Annotated in this window: 12 protein-coding genes and 1 tRNA gene; 5 read left to right on the top strand and 8 right to left on the bottom strand. The window is 38.1% G+C overall.

What is annotated here, in order from left to right; all coding sequences use genetic code 11:
• Positions 1-6: 6 nt before the first annotated feature.
• From M1E86_RS11270 to M1E86_RS11255, 4 genes are all read right to left on the bottom strand, one after another.
• Positions 7-483 (bottom strand): hypothetical protein, encoded by a 477-nt coding sequence (locus M1E86_RS11270; RefSeq protein WP_213912566.1) that lies wholly within the window; start codon positions 481-483, stop codon positions 7-9.
• A 99-nt stretch (positions 484-582) separates the two neighbouring features.
• Positions 583-659: transfer RNA gene (locus M1E86_RS11265), tRNA-Pro, on the bottom strand.
• A gap of 74 nt (positions 660-733) precedes the next feature.
• Entirely contained in the window at positions 734-2,449 is a 1,716-nt protein-coding gene (yejM, locus tag M1E86_RS11260) for an LPS biosynthesis-modulating metalloenzyme YejM (RefSeq protein ID WP_213912567.1), read from the bottom strand.
• A 21-nt stretch (positions 2,450-2,470) separates the two neighbouring features.
• Positions 2,471-2,698, bottom strand: a complete 228-nt coding sequence (locus M1E86_RS11255) for a YejL family protein (RefSeq protein WP_047755730.1) — start codon at positions 2,696-2,698, stop codon at positions 2,471-2,473.
• 241 nt (positions 2,699-2,939) lie between these two features.
• Here M1E86_RS11255 and yejK point away from each other — a divergent pair, with 241 nt between their 5' ends.
• On the top strand, positions 2,940-3,941 hold the full coding sequence (gene yejK / locus M1E86_RS11250; RefSeq protein ID WP_125891240.1) for a nucleoid-associated protein YejK: 1,002 nt from the start codon (positions 2,940-2,942) through the stop codon (positions 3,939-3,941).
• Between the two features lie 96 nt (positions 3,942-4,037).
• Here the strand turns inward: yejK and rplY are convergent, their stop codons facing one another.
• Together rplY and M1E86_RS11240 are read right to left on the bottom strand one after the other, a co-directional pair.
• Positions 4,038-4,319: a 50S ribosomal protein L25 gene (gene rplY, locus M1E86_RS11245; protein WP_004260060.1), complete on the bottom strand. Its 282-nt coding sequence runs from the start codon at positions 4,317-4,319 to the stop codon at positions 4,038-4,040.
• A gap of 166 nt (positions 4,320-4,485) precedes the next feature.
• Entirely contained in the window at positions 4,486-6,243 is a 1,758-nt protein-coding gene (locus M1E86_RS11240; protein ID WP_213912568.1) for a DEAD/DEAH box helicase, read from the bottom strand.
• A 226-nt stretch (positions 6,244-6,469) separates the two neighbouring features.
• On the opposite strand from M1E86_RS11240, the gene rsuA reads away from it, so the two are divergent.
• From rsuA to M1E86_RS11225, 3 genes are all read left to right on the top strand, one after another.
• Complete coding sequence (rsuA, locus tag M1E86_RS11235; protein WP_125891238.1) at positions 6,470-7,192, top strand: 16S rRNA pseudouridine(516) synthase RsuA; 723 nt, start codon at positions 6,470-6,472, stop codon at positions 7,190-7,192.
• Positions 7,193-7,195: 3 nt separating this feature from the next.
• Positions 7,196-8,380, top strand: coding sequence for a Bcr/CflA family multidrug efflux MFS transporter (locus tag M1E86_RS11230; protein WP_213912569.1), 1,185 nt, complete (start codon positions 7,196-7,198; stop codon positions 8,378-8,380).
• Positions 8,381-9,004: 624 nt separating this feature from the next.
• Positions 9,005-9,346: a hypothetical protein gene (locus M1E86_RS11225; protein ID WP_102137693.1), complete on the top strand. Its 342-nt coding sequence runs from the start codon at positions 9,005-9,007 to the stop codon at positions 9,344-9,346.
• A 263-nt stretch (positions 9,347-9,609) separates the two neighbouring features.
• Here the strand turns inward: M1E86_RS11225 and mepS are convergent, their stop codons facing one another.
• Both mepS and M1E86_RS11215 read right to left on the bottom strand, forming a co-directional pair.
• Positions 9,610-10,194, bottom strand: a complete 585-nt coding sequence (gene mepS, locus M1E86_RS11220; RefSeq protein WP_102137694.1) for a bifunctional murein DD-endopeptidase/murein LD-carboxypeptidase — start codon at positions 10,192-10,194, stop codon at positions 9,610-9,612.
• A gap of 749 nt (positions 10,195-10,943) precedes the next feature.
• Positions 10,944-11,543 carry a YrbL family protein gene (locus M1E86_RS11215; protein WP_213912570.1) on the bottom strand — a complete coding sequence of 200 codons (600 nt, stop codon included), beginning with the start codon at positions 11,541-11,543 and terminating at the stop codon, positions 10,944-10,946.
• Positions 11,544-11,867: 324 nt separating this feature from the next.
• On the opposite strand from M1E86_RS11215, the gene M1E86_RS11210 reads away from it, so the two are divergent.
• The gene (locus M1E86_RS11210) at positions 11,868-12,212 is read left to right on the top strand and encodes a hypothetical protein (protein WP_125891235.1); all 345 of its coding nucleotides are present in this window, start codon (positions 11,868-11,870) and stop codon (positions 12,210-12,212) included.
• The last annotated feature ends 67 nt before the right edge of the window (positions 12,213-12,279 follow it).

Below are 12,279 nucleotides of genomic sequence, written 5' to 3'. Positions count from 1 at the left end.
TGTGGATCATGCTCGTATCTGTGTTAACACATGATGCCTTTTCTCGTGAGTTTGATAAGTGGTACAAATTATTTTTTGTAGCGTTATCTTACCTATTTTCATGGAATAGCCTAACCGTGGAAGTATTGTTGAATTTATATTTCCAATAGTTTTACTTAACATTTTACTAGTCAGAACAATCAAACCAGTTGTATATATATTACGTAAATCAGCAATTGCAGCATTAAGCATTTTCAAATTTTGAGATGACCATAAATCTATTGTTTGAAATACGTTAACAGCATTAAGAAAGGATATAGCAATCAAGGATAAATCATTTTCTGATAGATTGTTTACATATGCTTGAGTCATTTTCTTTGACATGCAAAGAATGTTTGCTTCGTTATTCATTCCTTTATCTGTTAAGTCCTTACATACAAAAAAGTTGCACTGGCCATAAAAGAGAGGAATTTTATACTTCCATAGGTCACCTTGAATTTTCATGTAGAAAGAACCTAACTCACAGCTTTGGTTTTGATTTTCACCATATTTTTGGTGGTATAAAAAAACCAACCGTAACAGGTTGGTTTCTCTATAAAAAGTTGGTCGGCATGATAGGATTTGAACCTACGACCCCCGACACCCCATGACGGTGCGCTACCAAGCTGCGCTACATGCCGAACTTTGATTTATACTACCCAATTTGTTTCTAAAAGCAATAGACGCATGATGCGACTGGTTGATATTTAAGCATTTAATTTTCATTAAAACGCTTTAATTCAGTAAAGATCTTCAATAACTCAGCCAAATCAGGTTTTTCATTTTTCTCGATAGCCCCTTGTTTATCATAGATATTAAACTGACCATTTTGATCCATATAAAGGGTGGCATTGTCAGTGGTAATCACAACATCGTCGTTATCGCCGGTGATCACCCATGGGTAAGTACGTTTAACACTAAATAAATCTTCACCTTGGCTGTAATCATCAGGTGGGTTACTGACGTGTAACAGCCGTTGCATTAGCGTGGTCATTACATCTTGATGACTAGTCAGTTTATCTATTTGTTGTGCAGGAGTATTCGGCCAGTAAATAAATAGAGGCACTTGCATCTTATCTCGATTAAAGTGTTTGCCGTCTAACCATTCGTTCTCTGATTTACCTTGATTATTGTAATTGGCAGTGACAATAACAATGGTATTTTCTAACCGGTTCTCACGTTGTAATGTCGCCATCACACGCTTGATCTGCTCGTTGGTTTTTGCACTGCCTGGCGTACCTGTAATGTTAAGGAATGAGAACCAAGGCGACCCATTTTTCAGATTACCTAACCAATTATTCCATTGAGAAACAGTCAAACTATCGTTATCGGCAGTTGTGGCAGGCAAAGAGTAATCGGCTAAAATAGCTTGCCTGAATAATGGAGAGTTAAAGCCATCTGTTGAGAATAAACCGAACTGATACCCTTGATGCTGAAGAGCTTCAATCAGACTTGATGGATGGCGGCCATTAAGAATATTATCAAAGTAAGTCGATGAGATACCATAGAATAGGCCAAACAAGGCGGTATCGTTACGTAAACCAGTTGTATAATGGTTGGTAAACTGTGTGCTGATTGATTTAAACTCATTCAGAGCATCCATCGAGTCTTGTTGAGACTTATTACCGAGGTCATCAATCACTAATAATAATAAATTATAACCTGAACCCTGATCATAATAGCTTAATGGTTTTAATGGGTAATTTAATTTAAGGGCAGTCGGACTACCTTGCTGGAAGACACGATTTTGATGTTCTGTTAAATCCAATAAGCCGTATCTATCAAGAAGTTTCCGCGCAGTCATTGGTTGTGATAATGGGTAATTATAACGCTGCATCGTGATAGGGCGGTAAAAGTTCGCATCGGCCCACGCATACATCAGGTGTGACATGATAAAAGTCACAATAAAAATACCCGCAAGCGGTTTACCAAAGGTTTGCCGGCTTAAGCTGCGCAGTTTTTGCCAACTCCAAGTTGCAAATAACATTTCAACAAGAAAGATAATGGGGATACTGATAAACATCAGCTGCCATTCACGAGCCATCTCGCCTTTTGTAGGGTTAATGACTAAATCCCATACCTGTGGGGTTAGATGCAAGCCAAACTGGCTAAAAACACGGATATCAAAAATTAAAAGAGTTATCCCTGCAGTCGCGAGGGCAACAGAAAGTAGCCTCAGCAACCGCTGAGACATGACAATAAAGGTCAGTGGAAAAATAATGAGTAAGTAGGCTGCAAAGACCACGAAGCTAAAATGACCTAACCAACTGACGAAAGCATAAACTCGGCCAGTTAGGGTGTCTGGCCAATCAAAAATAAACAGATAGCTACTACTTAACACAAGGCTAAGCAGTATATTGAATAGTGCAAACCAGTGCCCCCAACCAATCATGTTAGAGACTTTGTCACGGTAGCGCAGGTGGGTGACCATACTGTTTATTTCATTAATCAATTAGTGTGATTTATCTTCTTTAACAGAAGAAAGTAATGCATTTGCGAATGATTCTGCAATCATTTTACGTTGTGCAGGTGCAACTGACGTATTCAGCAGATTCGTGACCATATTACCTAACACCATAAGGGAAAGGTCAACAGGGGTGTGGTTTTTTTCTAACACACTAACAAGGTCAGAAAGTAAACCTTCAACTTTTTCATCACTATAGCGAGATGATTGTGGCATAAATTAAGAGATCCTAAATTAATGAAAGCTACATATCATAGCGTATCACAGTTGGTTTTTCTTCTTTCTTCGCAACAAATTTTTGTTTAAGTGATAATAATGCTAATTAAGATTCGTAAAGTGTGCATAAGTTCAGCAGTGTGGGTTAAAATTTGTGCAAATGATAGTTTCTATTGCAGAGGAATAATATCAATGTTTGAATACGCGCAACATTATTTCTGCTATTTCGAAGGAGCCAACAATGAGTCTGGAAATTAACCAGATAGCGTTACACCAGTTAATTAAAAGAGATGAACAAACCCTCGAGGTGATGTTGCGGGATTCTTTATTGACAGCAGATGGTGTCGTACAAGACATGATGGCAGAGCTACATCGCGTCTATAGTGCTAAAAGTAAAGCATTTGGTGAGTTTAACGAAGAAAGTGAACTTGCTGATGCGTTAAAGTTATTGCGTAAGGGCGAAGAAGAATTCTTAGGTTTCAGCCGTGCGATGACCGTTCGCTTGAAAGATGAACTAGCCAAATACCCTTTTGCTGAAGGGGGCGTCGTTCTTTTTTGTCAATACCGCTACCTCGCAGTCGAATACCTATTAATTGCAGTGCTCAATAGTTGTGACAGCATGTTTGTCACGGAATCATTAGATTTAGGCACGACACACTATTTAGATATTCCTCATGCGGATATTGTCGCTCGTATTGATTTAACCGAATGGGAAACCAATCCTGAGTCAAAACGGTATTTAACGTTCTTAAAAGGTAGAGTAGGACGAAAAGTCTCTGACTTCTTTATGGATTTTTTAGCTGCGTCCGAAGGGCTAAATGCAAAAGTTCAAAATAAAGGCTTAGTTCAAGCACTGGATGATTTTTGTGACAATGCTCAGATGGATAAAAACACGCGTCAAGCTTATCGCCAGCAAGTTCACAGTTATTGCACGGAGCAATTACAGTCAGGTGAAGAAATTGAGTTGGAAGCATTGGCGAAAGAGTTACCAATGGTGGAAGAGCAAAGTTTTGACGATTTCGCTCGTCAAAATGATTACCAACTTGAGGAAAGTTTCCCTGCTGATAGAGGAACATTAAAGCAATTAACGAAGTTTTCAGGAAGTGGCGGAGGGATCACGATTAGCTTTGATGCGATGCTTATGGGGGAGCGTATCTTTTGGGATCCTGTCACTGATACGTTAACCATTCGTGGCACACCACCTAATCTGCGAGACCAATTACAACGCCGTGGCACGAAATAGATTATGGTGTTGAATAGCTAGAAATAAATAACGCCGCAATTGCGGCGTTATTTACTCGGCGTCCCGAAAATTCTAAAGCTCGGCTGTGGGCTTTAATTAAGCGCGCAGGAAGTCAATGTGCGTCACTTTTGGCTTAAATGGGTGACGTTGAACAGCCTGAACTTTTACTTTTGTTTCTTTACCATCGATAACCAGATTCAGAACTTCGTAAAATTCTGCTTTGCTTTCTTGGTTGATGATTTCATCGTGGTTAAGAGTTACAGAGATAGCTTCTTGGTTGCCACCGTAAACGATAGCTGGAAGCTGGTTATCTCTGCGCAGGCGGCGGCTCGCACCCTTACCCTGCTCTTTACGTTCAATTGCATTGATAGTTAACATTACTATTTCTCTATAAAAAGAAAATATAAATTCCTGCTACAGGCGACCCAGCAGCAGGTTCGAGATTTGGCCTAGGGATACTTCATTCAGAGAACAAGATATCGGAAGGCGGGCGGCATTTTAACGAAAAATCCGTCATCCAGCAATCATTATGATCATCTTCGCTCTACGATAGGGGATCTGCAACGCGAAAACGCCCTTGATAATCGAAGATTTTCTCGCGAATTTCCCAAAAACGTTCTTTTTTGCGAGCGACAATAAATTGGGGATAACGTAACAAAGACTGCTGCAATAATATATCATTTGCATTATTCCACTTAAATGGGACCCCTGGGGCACGTTGATGTTCTCGTAAAAAACGGTATTCGAAAACGCGTTTTTGTGCGGGCGTCGCTAGGCGAAAACGTTCTGAAACAGAGGTTCCATCTTCATCATAATAATTGATTTTAATCCATTCGCCTTTGGCATCATTCCCTGTGATAAATTGCATTCCCCCGCAACGAATGATTAATGCATCTTTAAGTTTTAATGCGGCTTTTAACATATCGTCAGGGTCGGTTAGCACTTCTTGGCATTTTTGGCAGCGGCGAGCGGCTATATCGTTTTCAGCGCCACAGTGTGGACATTGCTTGAAGCGAAAGCGGAATTCACATTGCTGTTTTTGCCCATTTTCGTCTTCTTCCCAGCCTTGGCAGCGCCGACCAAAGTGTTCAATAATTTGGCCATCAGAGGTACATTTCCCCCAAAAAACATTCGCAAATTGGCACAATGGGCAAAAAACTTGTACCGGCACACTGGTTGAATTCGGTTTACTTGAGCCCACTTCAGGCCGAAATAGGTCGTGTGGATTTCCTGCATAATCTAAGATTAAACAGCGTGTTTTGCCCTCAGAAAGGCGTAATCCTCGGCCAACAATTTGCTGGTATAAACTCACTGACTCTGTTGGTCGCAAAATAGCAATCACATCAACATGGGGTGCATCAAACCCAGTTGTTAACACTGAAACGTTAACTAAATAATGTAGTGCTTTGTTTTTAAACTGCGTAATAATTGATTGCCTATCAGCCGCTGGGGTTTCAGCTGTCACTAATGCGGCGCGCCCCTGAGGTAAATAGCCCAAAATTTCTTTTGCATGTTCGACCGTTGCAGCAAAGATCATGCAGCCTTGCAACGGAGCAGCGTATTCAATAACTTGCTCAATAATTTTAGGCGTAATGCGTTGTTGCTTTTTTAACGATAAATTAAGTTCTTGTTCGTTAAAAATACCTGATGATGTGAGTGAAACCTGGCTGAAATCATATTGTAAAACAGGCATGTCAAGCCGTTCAGGCGGGACTAAAAACTTGTTTTTAATCATATAATGTAGCGGTAACTCATAGATGCACTCACGGAAAAAACAATTTTCATCACCGCGTACCATGCCATGGTAATGATATTGGTAAATCCAGCCACTGTTGAGGCGATAGGGGGTGGCTGTTAAGCCTAAAATACGCAATGAAGGGTTATTTACCTGTAAAGCTTGAATAATTTGTTGATATTGGCTTTTATCATTCAAACTTATGCGATGGCACTCATCAATAATCACTAGGGAAAAATGTGCATCAAATGCTTTTAGATTGCGAGCAACGGATTGCACACTGCCGAAAACCACTTTGCTTTGAGACTCTTTGCGATTCAGTCCCGCAGCAAAAATATCAGCTTGCAGGCCATATGCGAGGTACTTAGCATGGTTCTGTTCAACTAACTCTTTCACATGAGCTAATACCAGCACTCGTCCTCGAGCGAGTCGGGCCAATTCGGCAATCACTAAGCTTTTACCTGCGCCAGTAGGCAAGACAATCACAGCCGGGTGAGTCTGCTTACGGAAATAACTCACTGTCGCATCGACAGCTTCTTGTTGATAAGGGCGTAAAATAAAAGGCATATTATTCAGTATTATGTAATTAAATCAGGTGAATGACGTTAAATTTAATTTAAAACGATGAGTCTGTCTAAAGATGTCAGCTGCTTAGGTGAAGCTATCACTTCACAGGGGTTATTGTTATAATGAATAATGTGATAACAATCACAACACCCTTTCACTCTATATTATTCTGACAGTTGAGCGTTATTGTACGCTTCACTGACATTCCATCAAGTTAAGAGAATCTATGCGACTGGATAAATTTTTGTCCCAGCAATTAGGGATAAGCCGAAGTTTGGTAGCGCGAGAACTGCGTGCAGGGCTTGTAACCGTTGACGATGAAATCGTTAAATCAGGTGCTTTTCAAGTTACGATTGACCATGAAGTCGCTTATGATGGTAATGTCCTCGTGCAAGTTACAGGGCCGCGTTATTTTATGTTACATAAACCACAAGGCTATATTTGCTCCACAGATGACCCAACACATCCCACGATCCTGTTTTTTATCGATGAGCCTCTCGCACAAAAACTGCATTCAGCAGGGCGTTTAGATATCGATACAACAGGTTTGGTGTTATTGACTGATGATGGCCAATGGTCACATCGCATTACTTCACCGAAGCATCATTGTGAAAAAACATACCGAGTTCAATTAAGTGACGATATTGCCAATGATGTTGCCGAACAGTTTGCTCTGGGGGTCATGCTTAACGGGGAAAAACACCCAACTAAACCAGCGAAACTGGAAATTATTAGCCCTAGAGATGTCCGATTGACGATTAGTGAAGGACGCTATCATCAAGTAAAACGCATGTTTGCTGCGGTAGGGAACCATGTTTGTGGGCTGCATCGTGAACGCGTTGGCGAAATTTGGCTAGATGAGACACTTGAACCAGGAGAATACCGCCCACTGACGGAAGAAGAGATCAATAGTATTAATGTACCACGTAAAAAAACAGCAGGAGTTTAAAGAGTGCAACAGCAGCGTTCATCCTATTTGGGGCTGATATTAATTCTAGGTTTATTATCGATGCTAATGCCATTGGCTATCGATATGTACCTACCAAGCTTTCCGACGATGATGCATTATTTTAATGTAGATGAAGGGCGCATTCAGATGACGCTCAATAGCTACATTTTTGGTTTTGCTATAGGGCAATTATTCTATGGTCCGATGGCAGATAGCATCGGGCGTAAACCTGTTATTTTAGGTGGGGTCGTCGTTTTTGCCATCGCATCAGCGGCCTGTGCTATCACGGAATCGATTGATTCACTGATTTGGTTACGTTTCTTACATGGTTTTGCTGCTGCCGCTGCAAGTGTTGTGATTAACGCACTTATGCGGGATATGTTTACTCGTGATGAATTTTCAAGAAGTATGTCCTTCGTTGTATTAGTGATGACAGTAGCGCCGTTGTTAGCCCCTATTTTAGGGGGGGAGCTAATGCGCTGGTTCTCATGGCATGCAATTTTTTGGAGCATCGCCATTGCCGCGGTTATCGCTGTCGTTTTAGTGAGCTGTTTTGTGCGAGAAACATTACCCGTAGCTAAAAGGCAGAAGTTTCATATTGGTACAACATTAAGGCAGTTTGCTACTTTATTTAGGGCAAGACAGGTACTGTTCTACATATTAGCGAGTTCATTTTCCTTTGCAGGGATGTTTTCATTCTTAAATGCAGGCGCTTTTGTATATATTGATTTGAACGGGGTGTCTCCACAGAATTTTGGCTACTATTTTGGTATCAATATCATATTCCTATTTATTATGACGACAATAAATAGCCGCTATGTTAGGCATTTTGGTGCCGAAAAAATGCTTTATTTTGGTATTATTATTCAATTTGTAATGGGGGTGTGGTTGCTAGTGACAACAGCCTTTGCGCTAGATTTTTGGACACTGGTAATCGGCGTTGCCATTTATGTTAGTGGTATAGCGATGATCACGTCGAATGCAATGGCCGTGATCTTAGATAATTATCCACATATTGCAGGAACGGTTTCTTCATTGGCAGGAACAATAAGGTTTTCGATAGGGGCACTTGTTGGAACATTATTATCGCTAATACCCGCCCAGAGCGCATGGCCAATGGTGGGTTCTATGGTCGCTTGTGTCGCTTTTTCAATGTTATTTGTATTATTGGCAAAAAAAACAAAGTAAGTCGTATGTTTTCAAGTTTCAAGGATGAAGCTGAAAACACATAATTCTCCTCTTTATATCTCTAATCAAATAAAGCTTTTTCTAGTTACTTTTCCATATCATTCATTTTATCTATAAGGGATAAAGGATTATCACTCGACAAAACCGAATAGTAACACAGGGTAGTTAAAATATTTGCTGAAAAATGATCTAAATCAACTATCATTATGGTTAGATTTGTTAAATTTATGTTTTATGATTTAATGTACATTGCAACATTATTGATTAATAAAAATTTTGTTTAATTTCAAAAATAAACTATTTTTTACTATTTTCATTTCAGAAATGTAAACAAAAGTTAAGTGTTTTGAGCAGGATGTTGAGCGCAAAGATCAAAAATAGTTTAAATTTTAATGTATTTACTATTAAAATGAATATGCAATGATTTGTGTCACAAAAATTTAACGACATTTTGTTTTTTTAATGTTATATTTATGGTTCATTATTTAACATTAATGTCACTTTTTAGATAACTAAAAGTTCGGTTTGAACGATGAATGATTGGCTTAAGCCCGTGTTAGGTCAAGTAAGAAAGTAAATATCAATACTTGGCAAAATACTAAAATGTTTCAATAGGATATGTTTGTGGAAAAATTAGGTCTTTCGGTGGTGCACAGGCTACCGCAAAGCTACCGCTGGTTATCAGGCAAAAAAGGTACCGATGTTGAAGTTGTGCCTATGAATGATGTCGATAGCGATAAGCTTGTGGGGCTGAAACTGCTTAGCCATGACTGTGCGACAGACTGTATTGCAATGCAGCAATTGTCTGAATCATTATCAGACATGCAGATTGCTAATGCGATCTTAGAGTGGCAGAAAGAAATTTGCCTATTCATTCATGCTAATGATGAGTTAGCCGCTATGTGCCGTTTAAAAGCTTCAGGTGTTGCTATAGCAGAACTTTCTTCTGGTTTTTATAGTGCTTAGCTTTGAGTATGTTTTAATCTTTGTTTAGTAATGATGGCTCGACTGTTTATTACTGTTTTTGCTTACTGATTTTATTTGGCTCTATATTTAAAACTGTTTTTTTGGATGAGTATCATCATGAGGTGGAATTTGGTGACTGAGTTATTTTTGATTTAAAATCGGATGACTACCACTAAATTTAGTCAGTAAAGATTTCCAATAAAAAAGCTTCCATCAAATGGAAGCTTTTTTATTGGAAAGGGGATATAGGGTACTACAAAAATTTATGAACCGTTGATAATGCGTCTACTTGCGTAATATCTTTTGCTCCAGTAAGAGTTAGTCATTTCAGAAACGATAACACCACTACTGGTTGATGCATGAACAAATTTTTCATCACCAATATAGATACCAACATGCTTCATCGTGCGGCCTGTTTTAAATAAAACAATATCACCGACTTTTAGGTTATTGCGTTTTACGCTTTTCCCGGAGGATTCTTGCTCAGATGTTGTGCGTGGAAGCTCTACACCAAATTGTTCAAAGAATGTGCGCTGAACGAAACTTGAGCAATCGACACCTTTCTTTGTTGTGCCACCAAGGCGATAAGCTACACCTTTCCAGCTTGCGTATTGGTCCATTATTTTAGACTTAGTATCAACACTTTGTACTAACTCTTCGAATTCATCTTGAGATGCCATCGTCAACGAATCGCCAGCAGAACCGTTTAGCATACGGGTATCTGATTTAGCGGTATATTGTGTATTCTTAGCTGACTTTGGGGTGGTACATGCTGTGAGCGTCACGGCAATGGCAATTGCCGGAACAATGCGCCAAGCATAGCGCTTAAGTTTTTCAGACGTTAACATTCTTATATATATCCCTTACCATTTTTCTAGTACTTATTGTGTAAAAAGACACAAAAAAACTAAACCTATCCCTGTGAAAAACGCATTACAAATCAGAAAAGTGTGTTTTTCGCAGAAAGTGTTTATTGCAGCACTACCAAACTTCGAATGTATTAATCATATTTAATGACTTATTGAGTATAGGATATATATCAATATTTACTAAATTTACTAAAACATTCTTTACCTAGAAGATTCGGTATCGCATTAGTACCAAATCAAACCTTTAAGAGCATACATAAACAAAAGCAAAATGGCGAGTTAATAGGGGGGAAATTTACAAAACATTAGATAAAAGAGCCTATTTGCCATTGGGTTATGTGATGGTCGTCTACAATGAGGTATATTCACTTACAGAACGGGTGTTTATCACTAATAAACTATGATCTAAATCACGTTTTATTGTGTAATATTTCAGTGTAATTACATAATTAAGTCCTTTTCAAACCCGAAATGTAAAGAAGTCTAAATTTATATTTAACGAAGGTTTATTTATGAAAAAAATGAATAGTTTAATTTGTCTTAAAAAAACACTATTAGGAGAAAAAATACTCAAAAAAACAAAAATACTGTATGTATATCAGTGTTTTCGTTAATCCTATTTTTTGTGTGATACTGGTATCAGATAATGTGAGATAATCTATGCTAACAATAAATCAATATAACCAGATACTAATGGTGAAGGTAAAGTATAAGTCAGAGTATGTGCGCTATACCTTAATATTATAGTCACGATATAGCCGTTGTTCGAAATCGGTAAACCGACGATTTAGTGTGGAACGGGCTATTTTAGTTGAAAAATAATCAATGGGGATTAAGTTAGCGGACCCCAGGTTATCAATAATAAAAAACTGGCCATAAGGTTTATAACCTAGTTGGTAAACGATATTATACGTTTTTAGCGCCATCGTGGTGATAGCTTCTTTATATATATTCTTTTTAAATTGCTCGTAAGCAACTTTCATATTTTTTTTATGTTTTAAAAAAAGTTGTTTATTTTTTAGGTAATAATCTAAAGTATGTGAAACATTTCCTGTTTTATCTTTGATTAATTGGAATACATACCCCAGCCCCTGATCAGTTTGTTGGGTGCCATAGTAATGAGAAATTGTTTTTGTCGTGAAGTTTTTTCTATATAAGCGCTTGTAATAGCGGATCTCTCTTAAGGTTTCTTTGTCATCTCTCCCATTTAAATGAACTTTTATACATAGGTCATGATAGTCAGGATGCTGATAACAAGCGCGCTGGCGGCCTGATGCGATCAAGTTGCTAACGGGTAATGAAATTTTTTTATCTAGTTTTTTATTCATGGCGATACATACTATTTTTAATGAATTATAGGATAAGCCTAAAATGATATTGCGACGTTTTTTATAAATTATACAACCAATGCTAATAGATACTATTTATAAAGTGTTGCATTTTGTGTGGTTAATTAAGTGTGATGCAAGTCGTTTATTTTATTTGGATAAATAATTAAAAGGAAAAATAAAAAACTACGACTATAAATTAAATTTTTAATTTCCTTTTGGAATTAGTATGTCGTTCTCCGGCAATTCAGCCAAATTAAATACTTTAACTGTAAATAAATGACAGAAAGTGACGATAACATAATTTTAGAAGGGGATTTCATCATGAATAGCTCAGTAAAAAAAATAGTAATGACTTTTTTAGCGGTAGCGACATTAAGTACAAGTTTTTCAATTTTCGCCTCTGAAAACAGTGAGGCGAGACGGAGTAATACCGCCGTTATTCGATTTACTGGAGCTATTGTTGCATCACCTTGTGTTGTCGAAGCGAATGCGAATAAGGTTGAAACTAAATGTTGGAGTGATAACGGCAAATTGGAAACCGCATCTGCAGATATTCGAAAACTAAAAAATCAAGAAATGTTGCTTCCAAATCAAAAAGGTACTCAGCAATTTAACTGGATTAATAAAGATAAAACGTTAGGGATTTATACGATTAAATACGATTAATTTTGAGATAACCAATAATTGAATGTAGCAAACGAAGATGGGATGAGGGAGCAATGTTTAATTGCAA

The sequence above is a fragment of the Providencia sp. PROV200 genome (assembly GCF_049901995.1).
GTDB lineage: Bacteria > Pseudomonadota > Gammaproteobacteria > Enterobacterales > Enterobacteriaceae > Providencia > Providencia rettgeri_E.
This window is presented reverse-complemented; position numbering and strand designations above follow the sequence as displayed.

Coding starts and splice junctions, on each gene's coding strand:
- rplY (WP_004260060.1), bottom strand. CDS start 4,319: ATGTTAACTATCAATGCAATTGAACGTAAAGAGCAGGGTAAGGGTGCG.
- yejM (WP_213912567.1), bottom strand. CDS start 2,449: ATGGTCACCCACCTGCGCTACCGTGACAAAGTCTCTAACATGATTGGT.
- M1E86_RS11210 (WP_125891235.1), top strand. CDS start 11,868: ATGAATAGCTCAGTAAAAAAAATAGTAATGACTTTTTTAGCGGTAGCG.
- M1E86_RS11240 (WP_213912568.1), bottom strand. CDS start 6,243: ATGCCTTTTATTTTACGCCCTTATCAACAAGAAGCTGTCGATGCGACA.
- mepS (WP_102137694.1), bottom strand. CDS start 10,194: ATGTTAACGTCTGAAAAACTTAAGCGCTATGCTTGGCGCATTGTTCCG.
- M1E86_RS11215 (WP_213912570.1), bottom strand. CDS start 11,543: ATGAATAAAAAACTAGATAAAAAAATTTCATTACCCGTTAGCAACTTG.
- rsuA (WP_125891238.1), top strand. CDS start 6,470: ATGCGACTGGATAAATTTTTGTCCCAGCAATTAGGGATAAGCCGAAGT.
- yejK (WP_125891240.1), top strand. CDS start 2,940: ATGAGTCTGGAAATTAACCAGATAGCGTTACACCAGTTAATTAAAAGA.
- M1E86_RS11255 (WP_047755730.1), bottom strand. CDS start 2,698: ATGCCACAATCATCTCGCTATAGTGATGAAAAAGTTGAAGGTTTACTT.
- M1E86_RS11270 (WP_213912566.1), bottom strand. CDS start 483: ATGAAAATTCAAGGTGACCTATGGAAGTATAAAATTCCTCTCTTTTAT.